27 protein-coding genes and 1 riboswitch are annotated in these 24,887 nt (G+C 66.9%); of the genes, 17 read left to right on the plus strand and 10 right to left on the minus strand.

Annotated elements, in window-relative coordinates:
- Positions 1-76 precede the first annotated feature (76 nt).
- The 11 genes from urtC (at position 77) to FHP91_RS08690 (ending at position 8,411) form a co-directional block, all read left to right on the plus strand.
- Positions 77-1,237, plus strand: a complete 1,161-nt coding sequence (gene urtC, locus FHP91_RS08640; RefSeq protein WP_144309179.1) for an urea ABC transporter permease subunit UrtC — start codon at positions 77-79, stop codon at positions 1,235-1,237.
- An 8-nt stretch (positions 1,238-1,245) separates the two neighbouring features.
- Positions 1,246-2,058: an urea ABC transporter ATP-binding protein UrtD gene (urtD, locus tag FHP91_RS08645; protein WP_246116268.1), complete on the plus strand. Its 813-nt coding sequence runs from the start codon at positions 1,246-1,248 to the stop codon at positions 2,056-2,058.
- Positions 2,059-2,283: 225 nt separating this feature from the next.
- Positions 2,284-2,988: an urea ABC transporter ATP-binding subunit UrtE gene (urtE, locus tag FHP91_RS08650; protein WP_144309181.1), complete on the plus strand. Its 705-nt coding sequence runs from the start codon at positions 2,284-2,286 to the stop codon at positions 2,986-2,988.
- 172 nt (positions 2,989-3,160) lie between these two features.
- Positions 3,161-4,024, plus strand: a complete 864-nt coding sequence (locus FHP91_RS08655; RefSeq protein ID WP_144309182.1) for an urease accessory protein UreD — start codon at positions 3,161-3,163, stop codon at positions 4,022-4,024.
- 8 nt (positions 4,025-4,032) lie between these two features.
- A complete protein-coding gene (locus tag FHP91_RS08660) occupies positions 4,033-4,335 on the plus strand; it encodes an urease subunit gamma (RefSeq protein ID WP_144309183.1) in 303 nt (100 codons plus the stop codon).
- 13 nt (positions 4,336-4,348) lie between these two features.
- Positions 4,349-4,654, plus strand: coding sequence for an urease subunit beta (locus FHP91_RS08665; protein WP_144309184.1), 306 nt, complete (start codon positions 4,349-4,351; stop codon positions 4,652-4,654).
- Positions 4,654-6,357, plus strand: coding sequence for an urease subunit alpha (gene ureC, locus FHP91_RS08670; RefSeq protein ID WP_144309185.1), 1,704 nt, complete (start codon positions 4,654-4,656; stop codon positions 6,355-6,357). Before FHP91_RS08665 ends, ureC begins: the two co-directional genes overlap by 1 nt.
- Before the next feature lie 10 nt (positions 6,358-6,367).
- Positions 6,368-6,877, plus strand: a complete 510-nt coding sequence (gene ureE / locus FHP91_RS08675; protein WP_144309186.1) for an urease accessory protein UreE — start codon at positions 6,368-6,370, stop codon at positions 6,875-6,877.
- Entirely contained in the window at positions 6,874-7,557 is a 684-nt protein-coding gene (locus tag FHP91_RS08680) for an urease accessory protein UreF (protein ID WP_144309187.1), read from the plus strand. The genes ureE and FHP91_RS08680 overlap by 4 nt, the downstream gene beginning before the upstream one ends.
- A gap of 11 nt (positions 7,558-7,568) precedes the next feature.
- On the plus strand, positions 7,569-8,204 hold the full coding sequence (ureG, locus tag FHP91_RS08685; protein ID WP_144309188.1) for an urease accessory protein UreG: 636 nt from the start codon (positions 7,569-7,571) through the stop codon (positions 8,202-8,204).
- A gap of 18 nt (positions 8,205-8,222) precedes the next feature.
- On the plus strand, positions 8,223-8,411 hold the full coding sequence (locus FHP91_RS08690; protein ID WP_144309189.1) for a hypothetical protein: 189 nt from the start codon (positions 8,223-8,225) through the stop codon (positions 8,409-8,411).
- Positions 8,412-8,497: 86 nt separating this feature from the next.
- Here the strand turns inward: FHP91_RS08690 and cobA are convergent, their stop codons facing one another.
- The 6 genes from cobA to btuB form a co-directional block, all read right to left on the minus strand.
- The gene (gene cobA / locus FHP91_RS08695) at positions 8,498-9,283 is read right to left on the minus strand and encodes a uroporphyrinogen-III C-methyltransferase (protein WP_144309190.1); all 786 of its coding nucleotides are present in this window, start codon (positions 9,281-9,283) and stop codon (positions 8,498-8,500) included.
- Positions 9,284-9,365: 82 nt separating this feature from the next.
- Complete coding sequence (gene cobO / locus FHP91_RS08700) at positions 9,366-9,974, minus strand: cob(I)yrinic acid a,c-diamide adenosyltransferase (RefSeq protein WP_144309191.1); 609 nt, start codon at positions 9,972-9,974, stop codon at positions 9,366-9,368.
- Positions 9,971-10,783, minus strand: coding sequence for an ABC transporter substrate-binding protein (locus tag FHP91_RS08705; RefSeq protein WP_144309192.1), 813 nt, complete (start codon positions 10,781-10,783; stop codon positions 9,971-9,973). The genes cobO and FHP91_RS08705 overlap by 4 nt, the downstream gene beginning before the upstream one ends.
- A gap of 8 nt (positions 10,784-10,791) precedes the next feature.
- Positions 10,792-11,571, minus strand: coding sequence for an ABC transporter ATP-binding protein (locus FHP91_RS08710; protein ID WP_144309193.1), 780 nt, complete (start codon positions 11,569-11,571; stop codon positions 10,792-10,794).
- On the minus strand, positions 11,568-12,548 hold the full coding sequence (locus FHP91_RS08715; RefSeq protein ID WP_144309194.1) for a FecCD family ABC transporter permease: 981 nt from the start codon (positions 12,546-12,548) through the stop codon (positions 11,568-11,570). Before FHP91_RS08715 ends, FHP91_RS08710 begins: the two co-directional genes overlap by 4 nt.
- Before the next feature lie 113 nt (positions 12,549-12,661).
- A complete protein-coding gene (gene btuB / locus FHP91_RS08720; RefSeq protein WP_222105150.1) occupies positions 12,662-14,497 on the minus strand; it encodes a TonB-dependent vitamin B12 receptor in 1,836 nt (611 codons plus the stop codon).
- Positions 14,498-14,614: 117 nt separating this feature from the next.
- Positions 14,615-14,863, minus strand: a riboswitch (cobalamin riboswitch).
- A gap of 61 nt (positions 14,864-14,924) precedes the next feature.
- Between btuB and cobU the strand changes: the two genes are divergently transcribed.
- The 6 genes from cobU to msbA all read left to right on the plus strand — a co-directional run bounded on the left by cobU (position 14,925) and on the right by msbA (position 20,683).
- Positions 14,925-15,482, plus strand: coding sequence for a bifunctional adenosylcobinamide kinase/adenosylcobinamide-phosphate guanylyltransferase (gene cobU, locus FHP91_RS08725; protein ID WP_144309195.1), 558 nt, complete (start codon positions 14,925-14,927; stop codon positions 15,480-15,482).
- Positions 15,483-15,531: 49 nt separating this feature from the next.
- A complete protein-coding gene (gene cobT / locus FHP91_RS08730) occupies positions 15,532-16,566 on the plus strand; it encodes a nicotinate-nucleotide--dimethylbenzimidazole phosphoribosyltransferase (RefSeq protein ID WP_144309196.1) in 1,035 nt (344 codons plus the stop codon).
- 293 nt (positions 16,567-16,859) lie between these two features.
- Complete coding sequence (locus FHP91_RS08735) at positions 16,860-17,630, plus strand: adenosylcobinamide-GDP ribazoletransferase (protein WP_144309197.1); 771 nt, start codon at positions 16,860-16,862, stop codon at positions 17,628-17,630.
- A complete protein-coding gene (gene cobC, locus FHP91_RS08740) occupies positions 17,615-18,163 on the plus strand; it encodes an alpha-ribazole phosphatase family protein (RefSeq protein WP_144309198.1) in 549 nt (182 codons plus the stop codon). Before FHP91_RS08735 ends, cobC begins: the two co-directional genes overlap by 16 nt.
- Before the next feature lie 103 nt (positions 18,164-18,266).
- On the plus strand, positions 18,267-18,929 hold the full coding sequence (locus tag FHP91_RS08745; protein WP_246116261.1) for a tyrosine-protein phosphatase: 663 nt from the start codon (positions 18,267-18,269) through the stop codon (positions 18,927-18,929).
- Complete coding sequence (gene msbA / locus FHP91_RS08750) at positions 18,926-20,683, plus strand: lipid A export permease/ATP-binding protein MsbA (RefSeq protein ID WP_144309199.1); 1,758 nt, start codon at positions 18,926-18,928, stop codon at positions 20,681-20,683. The genes FHP91_RS08745 and msbA overlap by 4 nt, the downstream gene beginning before the upstream one ends.
- 188 nt (positions 20,684-20,871) lie before the next feature.
- Here msbA and FHP91_RS08755 read toward each other — a convergent pair whose 3' ends face one another.
- Genes FHP91_RS08755 through FHP91_RS08770 form a run of 4 tightly spaced genes read right to left on the minus strand, consistent with a single transcriptional unit; the run spans position 20,872 to position 24,886 of the window.
- A complete protein-coding gene (locus FHP91_RS08755) occupies positions 20,872-21,537 on the minus strand; it encodes a sulfotransferase family 2 domain-containing protein (RefSeq protein ID WP_144309200.1) in 666 nt (221 codons plus the stop codon).
- Positions 21,538-22,671 carry a glycosyltransferase gene (locus FHP91_RS08760; RefSeq protein ID WP_144309201.1) on the minus strand — a complete coding sequence of 378 codons (1,134 nt, stop codon included), beginning with the start codon at positions 22,669-22,671 and terminating at the stop codon, positions 21,538-21,540.
- Positions 22,668-23,777, minus strand: coding sequence for a glycosyltransferase (locus tag FHP91_RS08765; RefSeq protein WP_144309202.1), 1,110 nt, complete (start codon positions 23,775-23,777; stop codon positions 22,668-22,670). The genes FHP91_RS08760 and FHP91_RS08765 overlap by 4 nt, the downstream gene beginning before the upstream one ends.
- Positions 23,774-24,886, minus strand: coding sequence for a glycosyltransferase (locus tag FHP91_RS08770; RefSeq protein ID WP_144309203.1), 1,113 nt, complete (start codon positions 24,884-24,886; stop codon positions 23,774-23,776). The genes FHP91_RS08765 and FHP91_RS08770 overlap by 4 nt, the downstream gene beginning before the upstream one ends.
- Between the last annotated feature and the right edge of the window lies 1 nt (position 24,887).

Raw genomic sequence — 24,887 nt, forward strand, 5'->3', positions numbered from 1 at the left:
GCCGCCCGGTCTGGCACACCGCATGTTGGGCTTCGCTTCGCTCAACCCAACCTACGAACATCCACGGGGCCACCCAATGAGAACACCCCTATCCGTCCGCCTTTTCCAGAGCCTGCCGCGCACCGGCTGGCTGGCACTGGCGATCTTTGCCGCCATTGCCTGGATCGCCATCCCCGCTGCGCACCTGCTGCTGCCCGAGGGGCACGCGCTGTATGTGTCGGCCTACACCGTCACGCTCATGGGCAAGATCCTCTGCTACGCCGTGGTGGCAGTGGCGATGGATCTGATCTGGGGCTACGCCGGCATTTTGTCGCTCGGCCACGGGGTGTTCTTCGCGCTCGGCGGCTACGCTTTCGGCATGTATTTGATGCGCGGCATCGGTACCGACGGCAGCTACGGCGTCGCGCTGCCCGACTTCATGGTCTTCCTCGACTGGAAGGAGCTGCCGTGGTTCTGGGTCGGCTCCGACTCCTTCCTGTGGGCGCTGATCATGGTGGTGGCGGTGCCGGGGCTGCTGGCCTTCGTGTTTGGCTGGTTCGCCTTCCGCTCGCGCATCAAGGGCGTGTATTTCTCGATCATCACCCAGGCGCTGACCTACGCCACCATGCTGCTGTTCTTCCGCAACGAGACCGGTTTCGGCGGCAACAACGGCTTTACCGACTTCAAGCGCATCCTCGGTTACGACATCACCTCGCCGCAGATGCGCCTGGTGCTGTTCGGCCTGTCCGCCGCCTTGCTGATCGCGGTGCTGATCCTCGGCCGCTACCTGGTCACCTCCAAGTTCGGCCGCGTGCTGGCGGCGATTCGTGACGCCGAATCGCGGGTGCGCTTCATTGGCTACCAGCCGACGCAGTACAAGCTGGCCATCTGGACGCTGTCGGCCGTGCTGTGCGCGCTGGCCGGCGCGCTCTACGTGCCGCAGGTGGGCATCATCAACCCGTCCGAGATGAGCCCGGCCAACTCCATCGAGATCGCGGTGTGGGTGGCCGTGGGCGGGCGCGGCACACTGATCGGCGGCGTCATCGGCGCCTTCATCGTCAATCTGGCCAAGAGCTTCTTCACCGTCAGCTTCCCCGACTACTGGCTGTTCTTCCTCGGCTTTCTGTTCATCGGCGTGACCCTGTTTCTGCCCGATGGCGTGGTCGGCCTGTGGCGCAAGCTGCGTGGCCGCCGCCCGGCCGCCACCGAAACTGCAACCCCAACACCGGCCGCCACCCCCCAAGGAGCCAAGGCATGAGTACCACCATGCATGACGGCATCGCCTCTTCCGGGCGCGCCGGCGACAGCCATGTGCTGCGCCCCGGCGAGCTGGACCTGTCGCACAAGGTCATCCTTTATCTGGAAGACATCTCGGTCAGCTTCGATGGCTTCAAGGCGCTCAACAACTTGTCGCTGACCATCGACGCCGGCGAGCTGCGCGCCATCATCGGCCCCAACGGCGCCGGCAAGACCACCATGATGGATGTCATCACCGGCAAGACGCGGCCCGACAGCGGCAAGGCCTTCTTCGGCCAGACGCTGGACCTGACGCGCATGAACGAGCCCGAGATCGCCCATGCCGGCATCGGCCGCAAGTTCCAGAAGCCAACCATCTTCGAAAACCACAGCGTGTTCGAAAACCTCGAACTGGCGATGAAGACCGACAAGCGCGTGTGGAAGAGCCTCTTCGCCCAACTCAGCGGCGAGGAACGCGACCGCGTGTCCGACACCCTCAAGCGCATCCGCCTGCAGACGGAAGCCGACCGCCCGGCCGGTCTGCTCTCGCACGGCCAGAAGCAGTGGCTGGAGATCGGCATGCTGCTGATGCAAGAGCCCAGGCTGCTGCTGCTCGACGAGCCGGTTGCCGGCATGACCGACGAAGAAACCGAACGCACCGCCGAGCTCTTCGTCAGCCTCGCCGGCCAGCACTCGCTGGTGGTGGTCGAGCACGACATGAGCTTTGTCGAGGCCCTCGGCGGTCAGGTCACCGTGCTGCACGAAGGCTCGGTGCTGGCCGAAGGCAGCCTCGCCAAGGTGCAGGCCGACCCGCGCGTGATCGAGGTGTACCTTGGTCGATAAAACATGCCTCCGTGGGCCGGGCTTCAACCCGCCAACCGATCATCCCCGCGACCGATGGACGGATAAATTGGACACCACACACCGAGCACCGCGTAGGGCGGAAAACCCGAAGGCGCCTTCCGCCGGTCGTCCCTCTCAAGGCGCATGCGCCTTCAAATCATGCCAAGCGGTGGATGGCGCTTCGCTTATCCGCCCTACGACACCTCAAGCACCGCAGGCCTCCCCATGCTGACAGTCGACAATCTCAACCAGTACTACGGCGGCAGCCACATCCTGCGCAACCTCGGCTTCGAGGTGCCGATGGGCAAGGTCACCTGCCTGCTCGGGCGCAACGGCGTGGGCAAGACCACGCTGCTCAAGACGCTGATGGGTCTGGTGCCCAGCGCCACCGGCAGCATCCGGCTCGAGGCCGGCGGCACCACGCACGATCTCACCCGCACGCCGTCCTACGCCCGCGTCAAGGCCGGCATCGGCTATGTGCCACAAGGGCGCGAAATCTTTCCGCGGCTCACCGTTGAAGAGAACCTGCAGATGGGTCTGGCCACCTGCTCCGCCCGCACGCCCCTGCCCGACCGCATCTTCGAGATGTTCCCGGTGCTGCTGCAGATGATGCGCCGGCGCGGTGGCGACCTCTCCGGCGGCCAGCAGCAACAACTGGCCATTGGCCGCGCGCTGGCGATGGGACCGAAGCTGCTGATCCTCGACGAGCCCACCGAGGGCATTCAGCCGTCCATCATCAAGGACATCGAACGCGCCATCCGCACCCTCGCCGCCACCGGCGAAATGGCGATCCTGCTGGTCGAACAGTATTACGACTTCGCCGAATCGCTGGCCGACCACTACCTGCTCATGGAGCGCGGCGAAATCATCATGCGCGGGCGCGGCGACGAGATGGTGGCCCATGGCGTGCGCGAAGCGCTGTCGGTGTGAGCACCGTTGTGGACCGCACCACGATGGTGCGCACCGCAGCGGTGCATTCACCCGGCCGCCGCATCGCCGCCACCCGCTACGCGGATCGCACCAAACGGCGCCGGCCGCGGCCATCCCTCCCGATTTCTCCCCTGCCCACCCCAGCTGGCCCGCATGTTGCAATAGCTCTAGCATGAACGCCCCACTGCCCCGCATCGACCTGCCGCCCGACACCGCCGCACCGGCCTGGCAAGCCCGGCTGTCGCTGGCTTTCGCGCAGCGCGACGCACGCACCGTACTGACGCGGCGTGAGCATCTGGGCCCCTTGCGGCTGCAAAAAGCGCTCTACCCGGAAGGCGAGGCCATCTGCCACGGCATCGTGCTGCACCCGCCGGCCGGCATTGCCGGGGGCGACCAGCTGAGCATTGAGGTCGAGGTCGGCACCGGCGCCCACGCTCTGTTGACCACCCCCGGCGCCGGCAAGTGGTATCGCAGCAATGGCGCCGACGGCCGTCTGACCCAGCATCTGTCGGTGGCCGCCGGCGGCGTGCTCGAATGGCTGCCGCAGGAGAACATCGTCTTCGACCGCGCCCAGGCGCACATGGACACCACGGTCCGCCTGAGCACCGGCGCCACGCTGATCGCCATGGACATGACCGCCCTCGGCCGCCACGGCAGCGGCGAGCGTTTCGACGCCGGCACGCTGGCCCAGACCCTGCGCGTCGAGTGCGACGGCCGGCCGCTGTGGCTTGAGCAGATCCGCCTGCACGGCAGCGACCCGCTGCTGCACGCGGCCTGCGGCCTGGCCGGCCGACCGGTGTTCGGCAGCCTGATCGCCATCGGCAACGGTCTCGACGACGCCCTGCTCGCCGCCTGCCGCGCGCTGCCGGTGACCCACGGTGACGGCGTCATCACCCGCCTGCCCGAGCTGCTCGTCGCCCGCTATGTCGGCGCGCGCTGCGAAGCCGGTCGCGCCTGGTTCAGCCAGCTGTGGCAGTTGCTGCGCCCGGCGCTGACCGGCCGCGCCGCCCAAACCCCCCGTATCTGGAACACCTGAGGACGCCCATGGAACTGACGCCCCGCGAGAAGGACAAGCTGCTCATCTTCACCGCCGGCCTGCTGGCCGAACGCCGTCTGGCGCGCGGCCTGCGGCTGAACTACCCGGAAGCGGTCGCCTACCTGTCGGCCGCCATCCTCGAAGGCGCCCGCGACGGGCGCACGGTGGCCGAGCTGATGAGCCATGGCACCACGCTGCTGAACCGCGAGCAGGTGATGGACGGCGTGCCGGAGATGATTCCGGAGATCCAGGTCGAGGCGACCTTTCCCGACGGCACCAAGCTGGTGACCGTTCACCACCCGATCATCTAGAAAGGACGCGCCCATGATTCCCGGTGAAATCGACACCCAGCCCGGCGAGATCGACCTCAACGTCGGCCGCGAGACGCTCACCCTCGAAGTCACCAACACCGGCGACCGGCCGGTGCAGGTGGGCTCGCACTACCACTTTTTCGAGACCAATCCGGCGCTCAGTTTCGACCGCGCGGCGGCCCGCGGCTTCCGGCTGAACATCGCCGCCGGCACCGCGGTGCGCTTCGAGCCGGGGCAGCTGCGCACGGTCGAACTGGTGGCACTGGCCGGCGATCGCAAGGTGTTCGGTTTCAACGCTCAAGTGATGGGGGCGCTCTGATGACCGCAAAAATTTCCCGCCATGCCTACGCGGAAATGTTCGGCCCCACCGTGGGCGACCGGGTGCGTCTGGCCGACACCGAGCTGTGGATCGAGGTCGAGAAGGACTACACCATCCATGGCGAAGAGGTGAAATTCGGCGGCGGCAAGGTGATCCGCGACGGCATGGGCCAGAGCCAGCGCCTGTCGGCCGAGGTCGCCGACACGGTGATTACCAACGCGCTGATCCTCGACCACTGGGGCATCGTCAAGGCCGACATCGGCATCAAGGGCGGGCGCATCAGCGCCATCGGCAAGGCCGGCAACCCCGACATCCAGCCCGGCGTGACGATCCCCATCGGGCCGGGCACCGAGATCATCGCCGGCGAGGGCAACATCATCACCGCCGGCGGCATCGACGCGCACATCCACTTCATCTGCCCGCAGCAGATCGAAGAGGCGCTGATGAGCGGCGTCACCACCATGCTCGGCGGCGGCACCGGCCCTGCCACCGGCACCTACGCCACCACCTGCACGCCGGGGCCGTGGCATATCCAGAAAATGATGCAGGCGGCCGACGCCTTTCCGATGAACCTCGGTTTTCTCGGCAAGGGCAACGCCAGCCTGCCCGGCGCGCTCGAAGAGCAGGTCACCGCCGGGGCCATCGGCCTCAAGCTGCATGAAGACTGGGGCACCACCCCGGCGGCCATCGACACCTGCCTGTCAGTGGCCGAGGCGATGGACGTGCAGGTGGCGATCCACACCGACACGCTGAACGAATCGGGCTTTGTCGAACACACCGCCGCCGCCTTCAAGGACCGCTGCATCCACACCTTCCACACCGAGGGCGCGGGCGGCGGCCATGCGCCGGACATCATCAAGCTGGCGGGGCTCCCCAACGTGCTGCCCAGCTCGACCAACCCGACGCGGCCGTACACGGTCAACACCATCGACGAGCATCTCGACATGCTCATGGTCTGCCACCACCTCGACCCGGCCATTGCCGAGGACGTGGCCTTTGCCGAGTCGCGCATCCGCCGCGAGACCATCGCCGCCGAAGACATCCTGCACGACCTGGGCTGCTTCTCGATGATGAGTTCCGACAGCCAGGCCATGGGCCGGGTCGGCGAGGTGATCATCCGCACCTGGCAGACCGCCCACAAGATGAAGGTGCAGCGCGGCGCGCTCGCCGAGGACACCGCACGCCACGACAACTTCCGCGCCAAGCGCTACATCGCCAAATACACCATCAACCCGGCCATCAGCCACGGCATCAGCCACCTGGTCGGCTCCATCGAGCCGGGCAAGCTGGCCGATCTGGTGGTGTGGAAACCGGCCTTCTTTGGCGTCAAGCCCAGCCTGATTATCAAGGGCGGCATGATCGCCGCGGCCGCCATGGGCGACCCCAACGCCTCCATCCCGACCCCGCAGCCGGTGCACTACCGGCCGATGTTCGGCAGCTACGGCGGTGGTCTGAAAACCGCCGTCACCTTCACCTCGCAGGCCGCATTGGCGCAGGGCGCACTCGACGGCCTCGGGCTCACCCGCCCGCTCGAGGCGGTGCGCAACATCCGTGGCATGCGCAAGACCGACATGGTGCACAACGCCTGGATGCCTCAGCTGGAGGTCGACCCGGAAACCTATGAGGTGCGCGCCGACGGTCAGCTGCTCACCTGCGCGCCGGCCGACATCCTGCCCATGGCGCAACGCTACTTCCTGTTCTGAGGGCTCGCATATGCTGCTGATCGAACACCGTTACACCGGCACCGACGAGAGCACCAAGACGCTCACGCTGAACTTCGACCTCCGCACCAAGAGCCGGCTGCGCACCACCCTGGACAGCGGCGAAGACGCCGGCCTGTTCCTGCCGCGCGGCACCATCCTGCGCGGTGGTGACCGCCTGCTGGCCAGCGACGGCGACATCGTCGAAGTGTATTCATCGCCCGAGTCGCTGATCGAGGTGCGCTGCGAAAACCTGCTCGATCTGGCCCGCGCCGCCTACCACCTGGGCAACCGCCATGTGCCGGTGCAGGTCGGCGGCGACATGCGCGGCGGCTGGTTGCGCCTGGCCGATGACCATGTGCTGGCCGACATGCTGCGCGGCCTGGGCTGCATGCTGAGCCACCTCGAAGCACCGTTCGAACCCGAAGCCGGCGCCTACGGCGGCGGCCATTCGCACGCAGGCGACGACAGCTCGGCCGAGCGGCGCGGCCCGCGCATCCACGAATACCGCAGCCCGGCATGAGTCTGGCCCGCATCCGCCTCCTGCAGCTGAGCTCACCCACCCTGCCGGTGGGCGCCTACACCTATTCCCAAGGCCTGGAATGGGCGGCCGAGGCCGGCACGGTGACCGACGAGGCCAGCGCCAACGCGTGGATAGGCGGCCTCATGCACAGCGCGATGGCGCGCTTTGAAGCCCCGCTTGCCGCCCGCCTGCTGGCGGTCTGGAATGCCGGCGACGATGCCCGCGTCGCACAGCTCAATACCGACTTTCTGGCCAGCCGCGAAGCCGCCGAACTGCGAGCGGAAACCGTGCAGATGGGCTATTCGCTGGTGCGCCTGCTGCGCGACCTGCCCGCCTTCCGCGACCTGCCCGGCATGAACGACCGCCTTGCCGCCATCGACACCCCGGCCTTTCCCACCGCCTGGACCGCGGCCGCCAGCGCCTGGCAGATCCCGGCCCGCGAAGCGTTGCCCGCCTACCTGTGGGCCTGGCTGGAAAACCAGGTGATGGCCGCGATCAAGGTCGTGCCGCTGGGCCAGTCTGCCGGGCAACGCCTGCTGGCCGCGCTCGGCGACGACATCCCCGCCCTGGCCAGCACGGCGCTGACGCTCCCCGAAGCCGAATGGAGCAATTTCACCCCCGGACTCGCGCTGGCCAGTTGCCATCACGAGACCCAATATTCCCGACTCTTCCGATCCTGAAGCGAGACCTCATGAACCCTGCCAACAAGACCCCTCTACGCGTGGGCATCGGCGGCCCGGTCGGCTCCGGCAAGACCGCCCTCACCCTGGCCCTGTGCTGCGCCCTGCGCGAGCACTACAACATCGCCGTGGTCACCAACGACATCTACACCGCCGAAGACGCGCAGTTTCTGGTGCGCAATGACGCACTCGAGCCCGAGCGCATCATCGGCGTCGAGACCGGCGGCTGCCCGCACACCGCGATTCGCGAAGACGCCTCGATCAATCTCGAGGCGGTGGACCGGCTCAACCAGCGCTTTCCGGGGCTGGACGTGATCTTCGTCGAGTCCGGCGGCGACAATCTGGCCGCCACCTTCTCGCCCGAGCTGTCGGACCTCACGCTGTATGTGATCGACGTGTCGGCCGGCGACAAGATCCCGCGCAAGGGCGGGCCGGGCATCACCAAGAGCGACCTGCTGGTGATCAACAAGATCGACCTCGCCCCCCTGGTTGGCGCCAGCCTGGAGGTGATGGACCGCGATGCACGCAAGATGCGTGGCACCCGCCCCTTCATCTTCAGCAACCTCAAATCCGGCCAGGGGTTGGCCGAGATCATCGATTTCATCAAGACTGAAGGCCTGCTGCAGTCCCCTGCGGCCGCTGCCTGACCCTCACAGGAGACCGCCATGTTCCGCAAGATTCTCATGTCCGCCAGCCTCTTCGCGCTTAGCTGCGCACCGGCGCTGGCCCATCCCGGCCACGCCGATCAATCCATTCACTGGTCCGAATGGCTGGCCACCGCCGTGCTGCTCAGCGCCATCGGCGGTATCGCCATCGCGCGGCGCACCGCCCGGCGTCGTCAGTCCCGGCGGTGAACACCGCCCGGCACCCATCTGCCAGAACCATGAAAAACGCCCTGCAAGTGCAGGGCGTTTTGATTTGTGTCGGGCGCGATCAATGCTCAATCGGCGTCTACCGCGGCCCCCTGAAACCAGGCCAGCTTGTCGGCCAGCGTAATCACCGTCCCCACCAGCAGCAACGCGGGCGGCTTGATGTTGGCGGCGGCAGCCTTGTCCTCGAGGTCGGCCAGCGTGGCGGTGATGACCTGCTGGGCCGGCAGCGTGCCGTGGCGCACCATGGCGGCGGGGGTGTCGGGCGACAGCCCATGGCGGACGAGCTCGCGACAGATCTCGCCGATGCGCGACACACCCATGTAGATCACCACGGTCTGGTTCGGCCGCGCCAGCGCCGGCCAATCGAGATCAACCGCGCCTTCCTTGCCGTAACCGGTGGCGAACACCACGCTCTGCACATGTTCACGATGAGTGAGCGGAATGCCGGTGTAGGCCGACACGCCGGAGGCGGCCGTGATGCCCGGCACCACTTCAAACGGGATACCGGCCTCGACCAGCGCTTCGGCCTCTTCGCCACCGCGACCGAAGATATACGGATCGCCGCCCTTGAGCCGCACCACCCGTTTGCCTTCGCGCGCCAGCGACACCAGCAGGGCACAGATCTGCTCCTGCGGCAGCGCGTGATCGGCGGCCTTCTTGCCGACGTAACGCTGCTCGGCGGTGTCCGGCAACAAGGCCATGACCTCCGGGCCGACGAGGTTGTCGTAGACCACCACATCCGCTTCGGTCAGCAGGCGCGCCGCCCGCAAGGTCAGCAATTCGGCATCGCCAGGGCCGGCGCCCACCAGATAGACCCAGCCGGGACGCGCGGGATTGTCGATCACTTTACGCATGTGTTTCCAGAATTCGCTCAATGGAACGAAGTATGCCGACCCGCCGCCGCCGGCGCCAGTGCGGTGAGCTGCCGCGAGGGGTTCAAAACTCCATGCCGGCCATGGCCTGTATGCCAGCGGCAAAGGCGTGCTTGGTGAGGCCCATCTCGGTCACGGTGTCGGCAGCAGCCACCAGCTCGGGTGGGGCGGCACGGCCGGTGACCACCACATGCTGGTCGACGGGGCGGGCGAGCAGATCGGCCACCACGGTCGCCACGTCCAGATAACCGTACTTGAGTGCGATATTCAGTTCATCCAGCACCACCAGCCCGATCGCCGGGTCGGTGAGCAGCTGCTTTGCCACGGCCCAGGCCGCTTCAGCGCTGGCCACGTCGCGGGCGCGATCCTGGGTCTCCCAGGTGAAGCCGTCACCCATCACATGCCACTGGACCTGAGGCTGGCGGCGGAAGAAGGCCTCTTCGCCGGTGTCGGAGCGCCCCTTGATGAACTGCACCACGCCGACCTTCATGCCATGGCCGAGCGCCCGGGCCACCAGGCCGAAGCCGGCGCTGGACTTACCTTTACCGTTGCCGGTATTGACCAGCAGGACGCCGCGGGCGGTGTCGGCCGCGGCGATTTTTTCATCCACGACGGCCTTCTTTCGGGCCATGCGATCGTTGTGCCGCGCGTCGCGCTCGGAGTTATCGGTCATTGTGTGCGCTGTGCCCGCATGATGCGGGTCACTTCATCGAGGCCGTCGATCATGCGATGGCCGGGGTTGAGAAAATTGTCGCCATCGAGCGGGATGATCTTGACGCCGGGCTTCTCCTCCAGCACCACCTTGCATTCGGTGTCGGCGGCGCGGTTGAAGGTGAACACGATATCGGGCTGCGTCCTGGCGATCAGCGCGGCCAGATCGGGCACCGCCTCGCCGGCACGCACGGCGCGCACCCGTACGTCTTCCTCGACCACGTTGAAGCCGGCAGCGTAAAACAGATCGCCCAGCACATGCTTGCGACCATACGAGTACGGCGTACCGGAGCAGGCCGTCAGCAGCAGCACGCGTTCGCCGCGTGCGCCGGTGTTTTTGGCGCGGGTGAACCAGCCTCGGCGAAAGCTCGCCACCTTGCCGCCTTCGGATGATTGAATGAGCAAGGCGATGTCTTCGAGCATGGACTCGACCTCGAACATCGAGTTGAAGCCGCCCATCCGCGCCGCCTTGGCGCCCTTGGGCACGGCAGCGGCAAACGCCGCCTCGTCGGCCATGTCGGAACCGATCACCACATCGGGTTTGAGCGCAGCAATGGCCTTGGCATCCGGGTCCATCACCCCGCCAGTGCGCGGCAGTTTCGGCTTGAAACTGTCGTAGCGCGACACGCCGACAATGCACTCGCCCTGCCCCAGCCACTCGATGGCCATGGTGAGATAGGGCGACTGGCTGACGATGCGCGGGCACTCGGCGGCCTGCACACTCGCCATGGCCAGCAGCCAGACGGCAATCAATCGCGACACATAACGCATGAAACACCTCATTCGAGCAAGAAGGCCACCTGACCTTCGATCACATGACGGCGGAGCGGATGCCCGAACGCCGCACTCAATACATCGGCCTGCAAGACCTCGTCGGCCGTACCACAGACCATCTTGCCGCTGCCATCCAGCAGCACCACATGGTCGGCAAAGCGCGCCGCCAGATTCAGGTCGTGCAGCACCATCACCACCCCGGCGCCTCCCTGAGCGAGCGCGGAGAAGTGCGCCAGCACCGCCACCTGGTAATGCAGGTCAAGATGCGACAACGGTTCGTCGAGCAGATACAGGTCCGGCTGCTGCGCCAGCAAGCTGGCGATGGCCAGACGCTGCCGCTCACCGCCCGACAGGGTGAGGATATTACGCTCCCCCATGTGGTCGAGACCCATACAGATCAATGCTTCGTGCGCAATGCGCACATCGTCGCCACTTTCCCAGGCCCAGCGCCCCAGATGCGGATGACGCCCCACCAGCGCGGTTTCCATCACCGTGGCGGCGAACCAGTCCGGCTGCGACTGCGGCTGCACGCCGCGCACCTGCGCCAATTCGCGGCCCGGCCACTCCGCCAGCGCTCGGCCCTGCAAGCGCACCTCGCCACGCTGCACCTCACGCAAACCGGCCAGCGCATGCAGCAAGGTGGTCTTGCCGGCACCATTGGGGCCGAGCAAGACCAGCCGCTCACCAGGCATCAGCCGCATCGACAAGTCGCAGCAGATCCAGCGCTCGCCGATCTGCACCGCCAGATTGTCCGCTTCGAGCAGGGGCGTGGCGTCGGTTTTCATCGCGGGTGACGCACCAGCAAAAACAGGAAGACCGGCACGCCGATCATGGCGGTCAGCACGCCGACCGGCAGCTGGATCGGCGCCACCAGCGTACGCGCGGCGGTATCGGCCAGCGTCAGCATGGCCCCACCGGCCAGTGCCGAGGCGGGCAGCAGAATGCGCTGATCGTTGCCAGTGGCCAGACGCACCAGGTGCGGCACGATCAAGCCAACAAAACCGACCAGCCCGACCAGCGTTACCGCCGTGGCGGTGAGCAGCGAGGCCAGCAGATAGACCAGCAAACGGAGACGCTTGGTGCGCACACCCAGTGCCCGCGCGCTCAGCTCGCCACGCGCCAGCACGTTCAGGTCGCGCGCAAACGGCAGCGTCGCCAGCAGACCGGCCACCAGCACCGCCAACGCCGGCCACGGCCGCGATGCGCCGGACACATCGCCGGTGAGCCAGAACAGCATCGATTGAACTCGGGTGTCGGTCGCCATCACCAGCATGAACACCACCACGGCCCCACAGCCCGCAGCCACGATCACACCGGTGAGCAGCAAGCGGGTTTGCGTCCAGGAACCATCGCCACGCGACAGCCCGAACACCACCAGCATGGCCAGCGCCGCGCCGGCAAAGGCCGCGCCATCGATCAGCCAGGTCGCCGCGCCGAGCAGGATCGCCGACAGCGCGCCCACCGCCGCACCACCGGAGATCCCCAGCACATAGGGATCGGCCAGCGGATTGCGCAGCAAGACCTGCATCAGCGCCCCCGACAGCGCCAGCAACCCGCCGCTGGTAAAGGCGGCCACGGCACGTGGGAGGCGCAGCTCGCGGATGACGACACCGAGCGTGCCATCGACCTGACCGCCCAGCACGGCGAACACGTCGCCCCATGCCGCGTCCAGACTGCCCGCGCGCAAGGCGAGCAGAAAGGCGAACACGCTGACGACGAGCAAGCCGGCCAGGGTCAGGAAGGCGGATTTTCGGGCGAACATCCGGTTGTGCAAGGCTCGGGCAGTCAAAACCGCCCTAGTGTCGCCCGAAAACGGCACTGCCGCACGCGGATGAACCGCAGTGCCCGACGAGATCGGCAGCGCCTTGGTGCGCATCAGCGCTTGGGTTGGTACTTCAGGGTCACGAACACGCTGCGACCTTCCTGGTTGTAGAAGCGCGCGGTCTCGTATTCGTGGTCGAACGCGTTGCCGATCGTGCCCTGCAGACGCCAGTCGGCGGCGAGCTTGTATTCGGCACGCAGATCGAGCACCCCGTAACCGCCCAGACGATGGGTGTTGGCCACCTCGTCGTAGCGATGGCTGGCCGCCAGCAGCGAGGCCCCCACGCTGAACTTGCCGTAGTCGCGATCGGCATCGACACGCAAGGTCTGCTTGGCGCGACGCGGCAACAAGTTGCCATCGTTCTTGTCACCCGACTGATCACGTGGGTCGAGCAGGGTCACGCTGGTGCGCAAATCCCACTGGGCCAGGCGCGTACCGATCACGCCCTCGATGCCGCGAATGCGTGCTTCGCTGATGTTGTTGGCCAGAAAAATGCTGGCGTCGTAGCCAATCAGGTCTTCCACGTGCGTCTGGAACACATTGGCCGACCAGTACCCCCAGCCGCCCCGACCCGACAGACCGAACTCCACGGTGCGCGAACGCTCGGGCTCCAGATCGGTATTGCCATAGAACGGAAAGTACAACTCGTTGAAGGTCGGCGCTTTGTAGGCCGTGCCATAGCTCGCGGTCAGACGCAGCGCGTCGGACACGGTGTAGCCCCAGGCGATGGCACCAGTGTTGTGCCGTCCGTAGCGCTCGTCGTCGTCGCTGCGCAGGCTGACCTGATAGTCATGCTGGCCCAGCGCGCCCTGATAGAGCGCGAACACACCGTCGTTGGTGCGTGAAGTTTCCGGGTAGGCCGTGGTGCTGATGATCTCATCGTCCTGGTGATCCAGACCGAGGGTCAGCATCGTGTTGGCGCCCAGCGCGATATCGTTTTGCCACGACAGTGTGGTGCGCTCGGTGTCGAAGCTGCTCTTGAACAGGTCGTCCTTGTAATTATTCGAGTCGTCCGTGCTCACCCCGGCGCTGAACGACATCTTCCAGGCCGCAACCGGCGAGAACGAGAAACGGCCGCCAAACACTTCCTGCACCGTATCACTTTCATTCTGGGATGAACCGTCGAAGTCGGACTTGGCCTGAGTACGCATCCAGTTCACGTTGAGCTCGGCTCCGCCCGTAAAGCGGTAGCCCGCCCGAACCGAACCGGACAGATTCTGGTAGCCGTCGCGATCAGGTTCGTTGTTGAAACAACCGCCAAAACCGTCCGCCTCTGCCCGGCACGAATCGAAACCATCCGTCGCGTCATGCGACAGGTTCAGACTCACCCAACCCTGCTCGCCACCGCCATCCAGGCCGATGCTCGCCTTGCGCGCGCCCTTGCTGCCAAAGCCAATGCTGCCGCTGGGGCGAAACTCACCGCCACCACGCTTGGTGAAAATCTGGATCACACCGCCAATGGCTTCCGAGCCGTACAGGCTGGAGCGCGGGCCGCGGACAATTTCGATGCGCTCGATCATATCGACCGGCATGTCCTGGAAGGCCGCCGAACCGGAGGTTGCCGAGCCCACCTTGATGCCATCGATGAGCACCACCAGATGGTCCGACTCGGTGCCGCGCATGAACACCGAGGTCTGCTTGCCGCGACCGCCGTTGTTGGTTAGCGAAATCCCCGGCTGACCGCGCAGCAGATCGGGCACCGAGCGCGCCTGCAGGCGCTCGATATCGGCCTGGGTGATCACCGTCACTGCAGCCAGCGACTCATCGACCGTACGCGCCGTGCGCGTCGCGGTCACCACCACCGTATCGCCAACCGAATCGGCCGCCATCGAAACCAAAGGAAAAGCACAGAACACCGCCAGCGCGGCGGCAGACAAACGAAGTCGCACGAGAACACTCCCAGGCACGCCGGACGACCCCGTCCAAACATGCCAACGCAAAGAAAATGGCGTACCGAAGAGAGTGAAACAGGCGTGCTGCACCCGTGACCGCCCCCCGCGGCACTTCCGCTTGTGCAGTTCCGGGCCGGTATCCGGGCTCATGGTTGGCGCGCAGTATTGCTTGCGCCGGGGGCATCGCCTTCCCAGATCCGAAGATCCAGTGGCGGTTGGATGCACCTTGTCACCACTTACCGTTGCGGGGGCAGCACAGGCCTTGCGACCGTTCCAGAGGAACGTTTGATATCGTCGCGCACCTGTTTCCCGTTTATCCCGCGAATGGATGCATTCGCAGGCACCTGAAACATGCGTTTGCCCGCAGCAGCGGGCAGTCGTGAATAATACACCGGTTATCACTGCTTGTGCGACGCACCATCCCATGCCCACCGAACTCATCCTAGGCGGCGCCCGCTCCGGCAAGAGCCGGCTTGCCGAACGACGCGCGCTGGACCACGGCGGCCCGGTCACCGTCATCGCCACCGCCGAAGCCGGCGACGCCGAGATGGCCGCGCGCATTGCCCGCCACCGCGCCGACCGACCCGAGCACTGGCACACCATCGAAGCGCCCACCGCGCTGGCCGACACACTACAAGACGCGGCCCGCGCTAATGGCTGCGTGATCGTCGACTGCCTCACCCTGTGGCTGTCGAATCTGCTGATGCAAGACGCGGCCGAGCTGCGCGCACCGCATGTCGCCAACGCCCTGCCCGACTGGCAGCGAGAACACGCCGCGCTGCTCGCCAGCCTGCCCGAACTGCCCGGGCTGACGATCCTGGTGGCCAACGAGGTCGGCCTTGGTCTGGTGCCCGACTCGCCGCTGGGCCGGCTGTTTCGCGACGAAGCGGGCCGGCTCAACCAGTCGGTCGCCGCCGTGTGCGACCGCGTCACTTTCGTCGCCGCCGGCCTGCCGCTGACGCTCAAGGCGCCCCCGGCCTGAGCCGGGCTGCGTGCTACCATCCGCCCGACTTTTGACGGATTTTTCTCCCATGTCCTACGACATCGCCCCACTCGACACCGCCTTGGTTGACGCCCTGCAAGCCAAGGTCGATGGCAAAACCAAACCCCTCGGCGCACTCGGCCGGCTGGAGCTGCTGGCCATGCAGATCGGGCGCATCCAGCAGACACTGACGCCGTCACTGACCCAGCCGCACGTGCTGGTATTTGCCGGCGACCACGGCGCCGCCAAGGCCGGCGTGTCGGCCTACCCGCAGGACGTGACCTGGCAGATGGTCGAGAACTTCCTCGCTGGCGGTGCGGCCATCAACGTGTTCGCGCGCCAGATGCGCCTCGGCCTGCGGATTGTGGACGCCGGCGTAGCACATGACTTCGGCCCGCGCGAGGGGCTGATCAACGGCAAGATCGCCGCCGGCACCGCCAACTACATCGAACAGCCGGCCATGACGCCGGCGCAATGCGACAAAGCGATCCGAACCGGGCGCAAGCTGGCGCACAGCCTCGCCGAACGCGGTTGCAACGCGGTCGGCTTTGGCGAAATGGGCATCGGCAACACCGCTTCGGCCTCGCTCATCACCCATGGCATCACCGGCGTTCCGCTGCCGCAGTTGGTCGGCCGCGGCACCGGGCTGGACGACGCCGGCCTCGACCGCAAGCAGGCGCTGCTCGGCACCGCCCTGGCCCGCGGCGGCCGGCCGAGCGACCCGCTGGACGTGCTCGCCGAATACGGTGGTTTCGAAATCGCCATGATGGTTGGCGCCATGCTCGGCGCCGCCGAGAAGCGCATGGTGCTGGTGATCGACGGTTTCATCGTCACCGCCGCCCTGCTGGTCGCCCATGCGATGAGCCCCGCTGTGCTCGACTACTGCGTGTTCGCCCATCGCTCGGAAGAGGCCGGCCACCGCGCCCAGCTGGCCCACCTCGACGCCGCCCCGTTATACGACCTGGGCCTGCGCCTGGGCGAAGGCACGGGCGCGGCGCTGGCTTGGCCGCTGCTCCAGGCGGCGGTGAACTTCCTCAACGAGATGGCCAGTTTCGAATCTGCCGGCGTCAGCGGTAAAGAGTGATGAGCCCCCACGCTCACTACCGTTCTCTGCCCCCCGGGGGGGCCGCGCCCTCCTTGGGGCGGCCCGGAGGGTGGAGCCCCCACGCTCACATCCGTTCGCTGCCCCCCGAGGGGGCCGCGCCCTCCTTGGGACGGCCCGGAGGGTGGAGCCCCCACGCTCACATCCGCTCGCTGCCCCCCGAGGGGGCCGCGCCCTCCTTGGGACGGCCCGGCGGATGGCGGTGGGCCGCGTGTGCCGTTCGCGGTGGCGTTCATCGCCATGGCGCCGCCCGGTGACCCGGAGACGCTGACCTCGTGCGCTATCAGCTCGAACTCTTCTTCACCGCGCTCGGCTTCTTCACCCGCATTCCGGTGCCAGGCTGGGTGCCGTATTCGCCCGAGCGGCTCAACCATGCCGCGCGCTACTTTCCCTGGGTCGGCCTCGTTGTCGGCGCGGCGGGCGCGGCGGTGTTCTGGTTTGCCCGCCAGTGGCTGCCCGCCAGCCTGTCGGTGATCCTGTCGATGGCGGCCACCATCCGCCTCACCGGCGCCTTCCATGAAGACGGCTGGGCCGACGCCTGCGACGGCCTCGGCGGCGGTTGGGAGAAGTCGCAGGTGCTCAGCATCATGAAAGACTCGCGCATCGGCAGCTATGGGGCGACCGGTCTGGTGCTGATGCTGCTGGCCAAGGCGGCCGCGCTGGTCGAGATCGCCGCCCATGGCATTCCGCATGCCATCGTCGCCATGATCGTCGCCCACACCCTCTCGCGCCTCGCTTCCACCAGCCTGATCCACACCCTGAGCTATGTGCGCGAGGACGACACCAGCAAGTCCAAGCCGCTGGCCAAGCAGCTGAGCAGCATGGAGCTGTCGATTGCCGGCGCCGGCGGTCTGCTGCCCCTGCTACTGCTCGGCCCGGCCGAAGCGCTCGGCGCCGTAGTCGCGGTCCTCATCGTCACCGCCTGGGCGGCGCGCCTCTTCGTGCGCCGCATCGGCGGTTATACCGGCGACTGCCTCGGCGCGGTACAGCAAGTCAGTGAACTGGCCACTTATCTTGGAATATTGATCGCATGGAACTCTATCTGATCCGCCACCCGCGGCCGGACGTGGCGCAAGGCGTGTGCTACGGCCAGACCGATGTCGGCCTCGCCGAATCCGCCACCGAGGTGGCAGAACGCCTCAAGCCCCTGTTGCCAGCAGACTACACGCTGCACAGCAGCCCGCTGCAACGTGCCCACCGTCTGGCCACCGAACTGGGCGCGCCGGCGGTCGATGCGCGCCTGCAAGAGATCAGCTTCGGTCAGTGGGAAGGGCAGACATTCGAATCCCTGGGCAGCGCGATCGATGACTGGTCGAAAGACCCGATGAATTTCCGCCCACCCGGCGGCGAAACCCCGCTGGAGATGGCCGCCCGCGTGCGCGACTGGATGGCGGCCGCGCTCGACCCGGAGGCCGCCGCGCATGTGGTGGTCGGCCACGGCGGCCCGTTGCGAGTCATCGCCGGGCAGTTGCTGGGGCTGGCGCCCGAGCGTTGGCTGGGGCTCGATTTCGCCTGCGGCCAGGCCACCCGACTGGACATCCATGCCTGGGGCGTGACGCTCAAGTGGTTCAACCGGTAGGCGATCCGCCACGGGCGTCCGGTATACTCCGCCCCTGATCCGCGCCGATTGCCGGCGCCACGCGGCCAGCGCTGTCGCGTGCCAAACGCCTTTTGAGCACCGAGTGGCTAAAGATATTTCCACCCCGATGGGTCGTTTCCTCGCCTGGCTCGACATGCATGTGGTCGACCACGGCTTCGTCCGTGCGATTTACAACAACTTTCACGACCTCGGCGGCGGCATGTTCCGCAGCAGCCAGCCCAGCCCGGCGCAGATCCGCCGCTACCACCGAAAATACGGCCTGCGCACCATCCTCAATCTGCGCGGCGAGAGCGAGTTCGGCTCCTACACGCTGGAGCGCCAGGTCTGCGACGAGCTCGGCATTGCCTTCATCGACGCCAAACTGTTCTCGCGTGGCGCCCCGAGCCGGGCGCGCATTCACATGCTCAAAGACCTGTTCGCCTCCATCGAGTACCCGGCGCTGATGCACTGCAAGTCCGGCGCCGACCGCGCGGGCATCGCCGCCGCGCTATACCGCATCCTCCATCTCGGCCACCCCGTCGCCGACACCATGAGCGAGCTGCACTGGCGCTACGGTCACTCCAAAAAGGCGCGCACCGGCGTGCTGGACTTCTTCCTCGCCAGCTATGTGGCCTACAACGCCCACACACCGATCGACTTCATGGCATGGGTCGATACGGTGTATGAAGATGAGGCACTCAAGCAGCAATTCCGCTCGGATGGCTGGTCGAGCCTGATCGTCGATAAGGTTTTGCATAGAGAATGAAAGAAGGCATCGCCCTCTACCGCCGCCTGCTCGGCAGCATCCTGCCCTACCGCAAGGTGGTGGCGCTGTCGGTGATCGCCATGATCGCCGCCGCCTCGCTCGAGCCGGTGCTGCCCGCGCTGCTCAAGCCGCTGATCGACGAGAGCCTGATCGGCAAGAGCGAAAGCGCACAGTGGAAGGTGCCGCTGCTGCTGATGCTGGCCTTCCTGGGCAAGGGCATTGCCGAGTACCTGTCGAGCGTATCCAGCCAGTGGGTGGCCAACAAGGCCATCACCGATCTGCGCCAGCAGGTGTTCCGCCATCAGATGCATCTGCCGGTGTCGGCGCATCAGGCCGAGGCGCAGGGGCGCATGCTCTCGCGCATCTTGTACGACATCCCGCAGGTCGGCAGCGCGCTGTCCAACGCCTGGATCATCGTGGTGCGCGACACCCTGGTGGTGATCGGTCTGACCGGTTACCTGGTGTGGACCGCCTGGGAGCTGACCCTGCTGCTGCTGATCGTCGCGCCAGTCATGGCGATCATCATCCGCCAGGCCAGCCGCAAGCTGCGCGGCGGCAACCGCGCCATGCAGGCCACCACCGGCCACATGACCGGTGCGGTTGAAGAGAGCCTGAACGGCGTGCGAGAAATCAAGATCTTCGGCGCACACGATCACGAAAACAGCCGCTTCGCCGAAATCTCCGAGCGCCTGCGCAAGGAAACCATGCGCACCGTGCGCGTGTCCGCGGCCAACGTGCCCATTGTGCAGATCGTCGCCGCCACGGCGGTGTCGCTGGTCATCTGGGCCGCCTCCGCACTGTCGGCCGAAGACCGCCTCACGCCCGGCACCTTCGTCTCGTTTGTGGCCGCCATGGCCATGCTCTTCGAGCCGATCCGCCGGCTCACCAACGTGAACAACGTCATCCAGAAAGGTCTGGCCGGCGCGCAAAGCATCTTCGAACTGCTCGACAGCCCGGCCGAGCCGGACACCGCCGTCGGTACCGTCGAGCGCGGACGCGGTGCGCTGCGTTTCGAGTCGGTCGGCTTCCGCTATACCGGCCAGAGCCAGCCGGCGGTCAGCGACTTCACGCTCGACATCCCGCCCGGCAAGACAGTCGCCCTGGTGGGTGCCTCGGGCAGCGGCAAGACCACCATCATTCAGCTCATCGCGCGCTTCTTCGACCCCGCCAGCGGCCGCATCCTGCTCGACGGCACGCCGCTGCCGGAATTGCCTCTGGCTGCGCTACGCGCGCAGATCGGCTGGGTTGGTCAGCAAGTCGTGCTGTTCGACGACACCATTGCCGCCAACATTGCCTACGGCCGGCCGGATATCTCCGCCGACGACATTGAAACCGCCGCCCGCCATGCCCACGCCATGGAGTTCATCGCCAAGCTGCCCGACGGCCTGGCCACCCGCGTCGGCGCCAACGGCAGCCAGCTCTCCGGCGGCCAGCGCCAGCGCGTCGCCATCGCCCGCGCCTTCCTCAAGGACGCGCCGATTCTGCTGCTCGATGAAGCCACCTCGGCCCTCGACAACGAGTCCGAACGCGCCGTCAAGGACGCCCTTGCCGAACTGCGCCAGAACCGCACCGTGCTGGTCGTGGCGCACCGCCTGTCGACGATTCGTGACGCGGATTTGATTGTGGTGATGGAGCACGGCCGCATCGTCGAACAAGGCACCCACGCCGAACTCGCCAACGCGGGCGGCGCCTATGCGCGGCTGCTGGCGAGTGGTGAAGGGGTGGTGGTCGACGAGGACACGCCGGCGTCGTAGGGCGGGCTTTAACCCGCCAACAACCTTAATGCGAACACCGCTGGCGGGTTGAAACCCGCCCTACGCAAGGTCGTAGCCCGGATGCAGCGCAGCGGAATCCGGGAGCAGTGGTAGATCACACAAGAGGCCGCGTTGTTCCATCGACGCGCCCCACCCCGGATTTCGCTGCGCTGCATCCGGGCTACGGCTCACGCCGCCGGATCGAAGGTATACCCGAAAATCTCGATATCCCGCGCAAAGTGCTTGGCCACCGCCTCGGCGATCTCGTCGGTGTAATAACTGCGGTAGTCCTTCTTGCGATCCTTGGCCTGGCGCTTGTGCTGCAGTTCCGGCGCGCGCACGCCGATGCGGCGGCAGGCTTCTTCGAAATCCTCGTGCAGGTTCTCGTAGCGCCCCATGAAATCGACCAGCACCTTGCCGTGCAGATCGACCACGTAGTCGCTCTGCAACTCGATGCTGGTGTCCACATGAAACTGGTAGGGGCGCTCGGGGTCGAGCTTCCAGCGGATGAACTCGTCGAAGGTTTCGATGTGGCTCATCAGGTGCGGCCGCTCGCGGCGGATGTGGTGGAAGGAGCTGACCTGCAGGTCCCAAGGGTTGCGCACGAAAACAAACTTGAACAGATTGTCAAAAGTCTCGGCCGGCAGCATTTCCTTGGCGGCGATGATCTTGGAGTGGCGCGGAAACTTGATGCCCAGCCGATGCCCGGACAGCGACGACAGCCGCGAGCACAGAAACTGCGCGACAAACCACGGGTCGCGCAGGCGCAGCGGGCGCAGCGAATCGCGCACCGAGGTGCCGCCGGTCTTGGCGATGTGTACGAACAGAAAGTTGTGTTTCAAAGACAGCAGCATTCAGGTTTCTCCTCGGCCGCTATTGTCGCCCGCTTCGGCATTCAGGCCCAGCGCGGCGAGATAGGCGCTGGCCGAGGCCTCGCGCGAATACTCAGCCACTGCCGATTTGAGCACCTCGGCCGGCAACGGCGCGGCCAGCGTGTCGATCATGGCCTGCCCCAGCCCGGCCGCGTCGCCGACCGGCACCAGCGCACCAAAACGCCCGGCTGCCAGCACCTCGCGTGGGCCACTCGGGCAGTCCGTCGCCACGCTTGGTACGCCCAGCGCCAGCGCTTCGGTCAGCACATTCGGCGAGCCCTCCCAGGCGGAGCTGAGCACAAACAGATTGGCCTTGGCCATCCAGGCATAGGGGTTGGGCGTGAAGCCCGGCAGGTCGATATCGTCGGCCACGCCGAGTTCGGCGGCCAAGGCTTCGAGCTTTTTGCGTTGTCGGCCGTCGCCGAGAATCACCAGGCGAGCGGGTTGTGCGCGGCGCAGCACGGCAAAGGCGCGCACCAGGGTGGGGAAGTCTTTTTGCTCGGTGAGCCGGCCAGCGGCCAGCACCAGCGGCACCGAGGGGTCGGCAAGCCACGGATGCGCCACCGGCTCGGCGGCCATCGCACTCAGGCGCGGCGTCACCACCGGGTTGCGAATCACCTGCAGTTGCTCGCGCGGCAGGCCAGTGAGGTGCACGGTGTCGTCGAGCACGCCTTGCGACACGCACACCACGCGATCCACCGACGGATAAAACCAGCGCATCGGCGCCACCCGCAGCCAGCGCGACAGGCCGGCGCGATCTTCCAGCGCGGCCGACAGATTGGTCCCCAGCCGCCCGACGATGCGTACCGGCACCCGCGCCAGCGCCCGCGCCAGCACGGCGGCGCGAATGGCCCGATCCTTGGCCACCAGCATGGCTTGCGGCCGATGCTTGCGCAAATAACGCATCAGCGGCCACACCGCCAGACCGCTATGGCGAACGCCCAGATCAATCAGCCGCACGCCCTCGGGCAGGCTGCCGAGATGGGCGCTGTCGGCACGGATCGCCAGCAGATCGACCCCAAAGCCCTGCGCGGCGAAGCCTTCAACCAGATTGAGCACCATGCGCTCGACCCCGCCTTCGCCGGAAAAAGAGATGAATACCGCAAGCCGGGTCATTGAAATGCCTTGAAACCGAGCGCCGCCAGATAGGCGCGCGCGCTCGCTGAATCGGAATAGCCCGCCACCGCCGCACGCGACTGCGCGCCCGGCACAGGTTGCTCGAGTTGCCGACACAGGCCGTCCGCCAGTGCCGCCACATCGCCTACCGGCACCAGCGGGCCGACCGCGCCACCGGCGAGCACCTCGCGTGGGCCGCTCGGGCAGTCGCAGGCCACCGAGGGCGCGCCCAGCGCCAGCGCTTCGATCAGCACCACCGGCATGCCTTCCCAGCGCGAACACAGCGCAAACACCGCGGCGCGCGCCATGTAGGGATAGGGGTTGGCCGTGAAGCCTGGCAGCGCCACATCATCGGCCACACCCAACTCGGCGGCGAGGCGTTCCAGCTCGCCACGACGACGCCCTTCGCCGAGGATCATCAATCGACACGACCGCGCCCCACGCACCTGCGCGAAGGCGCGCAGCAGCGTCGCAAAGTCCTTGCGCTCCGACAGCTCTCCAACACCGAGGATCACGGGCACCTGCCCCTCGGCAAACCACGGATGATCCAGCGGCTGGGCGGCGCGTATCGACAGCGCGTCGGTAAGAATCGGGCTGGGCACCACATGAATACGCGCTCGCGGCAGCCGGGCGAAGGCGGCCAGATCGTCCGCCGCGCCAGCCGAAGGTACCAGCAGCGCGTCGGCCGCCGGGTAGCACCAACGCATCGACAGCGTCTGCACCCAGCGATCCATCACCCCGCGACTGGCCAGATTGACCGACACCGTCGTGCCCTGACGCAGGCCGATGCGCGTCGGCACCCGCGCCACGACACGTGCCAGCAAGGCCGCGCGATTGACCCGGTCCTTGTCCGACAGCATGGCCTGCGGACGCTCGCGGCGCAGGTAGCGGATCAGCGCCGGGATGGCCGAATTGACATGGTGAGCGCCCAGCGGCAGATGTCGCGCGCCCTCGGGGAGTTGATCGAAATGCGGGCCGTGGCCCTCGATGCCAAGCACATCCACCGTTACGCCCAGACGCGCGATCGCCGGCACCAGATTGCGCAGCACCCGGTCGACGCCGCTGTGTCCGGAGGTGGCGGCAAAGATGGCCAGATCGGTGCTCATGGGCTCGCCTCGGCCAGCAGGGTGTCGAACAGCGCGTGATAGCGCTCGGCGCAGGTAGCGGCGGAATACTCTTGCACCGCCTCACGCCGGCGGTCGGCATCGCCCGGCGCATCCAGCGTCGCCAGCATCGCCGCCGCCATGGCCTCGGCGTCATCCACCGGCACCAGCGGCGCCACTTCGCCGCCGCGCAGCACCTCGCGCGGCCCGGCCGGGCAGTCCGTCGCCACCACCGGCACACCGAGCGCCAGCGCTTCGGTCAGCGCATTGGGCGAACCTTCGCGCCGGGACGAGAGCACGAACAAGGCCGCGCGGGCCAGGTAGCGATAGGGGTTGGCGTCGAAGCCCGGCAGGGCGATATCCTCAGCGACGCCAAGGCGCGACGCCTGCGCTTCGAGCTCGCCGCGCAGACGCCCCTCGCCCAGAATCATCAGCCGCGCCGGGCGCTCGGCACGCACACGGGCAAAGGCATCGAGCAGCACATCAAATCCCTTGACCTGCCCAAGCCGGCCGACGCCGAGAATGACCGGCGGCTGGCCCGGCGCAAACCACGGATAATCGAGCGGCGCCTCGGCCTGCGACAGGAGTTGCGGCGTCACCACCGGATTGCGGATCAGGTGCATGCGGCTGGCGGGCAGACCGGCAGCGGTCGCCACATCGGCCACCACCTCGGCCGAATTGCCGACCACCGCGTCGGCGCCCTGATACACCCGACGCACCCGCGCCCGGGCACGCCAGCGGCTGAAGGGGCGCAGCTCGGCAAAACGCGCGCTGTAGCTGGTGCCCGGCCGCATGACGATGCGCAGCGGCACGCCGGACAGCCGGCGGGCGAGTTGCATCGACAGGCCGGCGCGGTCCTTGCCACACAGCACGACATCGGGCCGTTCGCCGCGCAGGTACCGCCGTAACTGAAGCTGCTCCGCGAACGCACCGCCGCGTGATGTCTCAATCAATCGCACGGCGGGCGCAAGGCTGTCCACATACGGCGCCTCGCGGCTGCGGGTCAGGAAATCCACCGACACCCCGCGCGCGCTCAGTGCACTGGCCAGATTCACGAGCATCCGCTCGGCACCGCCGTCACCGAACGAAGGAATGAAAATGGCAACACGCATG

This window comes from Denitromonas halophila, from assembly GCF_007625155.1.
Classification (GTDB): domain Bacteria; phylum Pseudomonadota; class Gammaproteobacteria; order Burkholderiales; family Rhodocyclaceae; genus Nitrogeniibacter; species Nitrogeniibacter halophilus.

What these genes read in the sequence shown, in the direction of transcription:
- urtC (WP_144309179.1), top strand. Translation starts at nt 77, where the DNA reads ATGAGAACACCCCTATCCGTCCGCCTTTTCCAGAGCCTGCCGCGCACC.
- urtD (WP_246116268.1), top strand. Translation starts at nt 1,246, where the DNA reads ATGCATGACGGCATCGCCTCTTCCGGGCGCGCCGGCGACAGCCATGTG.
- urtE (WP_144309181.1), top strand. Translation starts at nt 2,284, where the DNA reads ATGCTGACAGTCGACAATCTCAACCAGTACTACGGCGGCAGCCACATC.
- FHP91_RS08655 (WP_144309182.1), top strand. Translation starts at nt 3,161, where the DNA reads ATGAACGCCCCACTGCCCCGCATCGACCTGCCGCCCGACACCGCCGCA.
- FHP91_RS08660 (WP_144309183.1), top strand. Translation starts at nt 4,033, where the DNA reads ATGGAACTGACGCCCCGCGAGAAGGACAAGCTGCTCATCTTCACCGCC.
- FHP91_RS08665 (WP_144309184.1), top strand. Translation starts at nt 4,349, where the DNA reads ATGATTCCCGGTGAAATCGACACCCAGCCCGGCGAGATCGACCTCAAC.
- ureC (WP_144309185.1), top strand. Translation starts at nt 4,654, where the DNA reads ATGACCGCAAAAATTTCCCGCCATGCCTACGCGGAAATGTTCGGCCCC.
- ureE (WP_144309186.1), top strand. Translation starts at nt 6,368, where the DNA reads ATGCTGCTGATCGAACACCGTTACACCGGCACCGACGAGAGCACCAAG.
- FHP91_RS08680 (WP_144309187.1), top strand. Translation starts at nt 6,874, where the DNA reads ATGAGTCTGGCCCGCATCCGCCTCCTGCAGCTGAGCTCACCCACCCTG.
- ureG (WP_144309188.1), top strand. Translation starts at nt 7,569, where the DNA reads ATGAACCCTGCCAACAAGACCCCTCTACGCGTGGGCATCGGCGGCCCG.
- FHP91_RS08690 (WP_144309189.1), top strand. Translation starts at nt 8,223, where the DNA reads ATGTTCCGCAAGATTCTCATGTCCGCCAGCCTCTTCGCGCTTAGCTGC.
- cobA (WP_144309190.1), bottom strand. Translation starts at nt 9,283, where the DNA reads ATGCGTAAAGTGATCGACAATCCCGCGCGTCCCGGCTGGGTCTATCTG.
- cobO (WP_144309191.1), bottom strand. Translation starts at nt 9,974, where the DNA reads ATGACCGATAACTCCGAGCGCGACGCGCGGCACAACGATCGCATGGCC.
- FHP91_RS08705 (WP_144309192.1), bottom strand. Translation starts at nt 10,783, where the DNA reads ATGCGTTATGTGTCGCGATTGATTGCCGTCTGGCTGCTGGCCATGGCG.
- FHP91_RS08710 (WP_144309193.1), bottom strand. Translation starts at nt 11,571, where the DNA reads ATGAAAACCGACGCCACGCCCCTGCTCGAAGCGGACAATCTGGCGGTG.
- FHP91_RS08715 (WP_144309194.1), bottom strand. Translation starts at nt 12,548, where the DNA reads ATGTTCGCCCGAAAATCCGCCTTCCTGACCCTGGCCGGCTTGCTCGTC.
- cobU (WP_144309195.1), top strand. Translation starts at nt 14,925, where the DNA reads ATGCCCACCGAACTCATCCTAGGCGGCGCCCGCTCCGGCAAGAGCCGG.
- cobT (WP_144309196.1), top strand. Translation starts at nt 15,532, where the DNA reads ATGTCCTACGACATCGCCCCACTCGACACCGCCTTGGTTGACGCCCTG.
- cobC (WP_144309198.1), top strand. Translation starts at nt 17,615, where the DNA reads ATGGAACTCTATCTGATCCGCCACCCGCGGCCGGACGTGGCGCAAGGC.
- msbA (WP_144309199.1), top strand. Translation starts at nt 18,926, where the DNA reads ATGAAAGAAGGCATCGCCCTCTACCGCCGCCTGCTCGGCAGCATCCTG.
- FHP91_RS08755 (WP_144309200.1), bottom strand. Translation starts at nt 21,537, where the DNA reads ATGCTGCTGTCTTTGAAACACAACTTTCTGTTCGTACACATCGCCAAG.
- FHP91_RS08760 (WP_144309201.1), bottom strand. Translation starts at nt 22,671, where the DNA reads ATGACCCGGCTTGCGGTATTCATCTCTTTTTCCGGCGAAGGCGGGGTC.
- FHP91_RS08765 (WP_144309202.1), bottom strand. Translation starts at nt 23,777, where the DNA reads ATGAGCACCGATCTGGCCATCTTTGCCGCCACCTCCGGACACAGCGGC.
- FHP91_RS08770 (WP_144309203.1), bottom strand. Translation starts at nt 24,886, where the DNA reads ATGCGTGTTGCCATTTTCATTCCTTCGTTCGGTGACGGCGGTGCCGAG.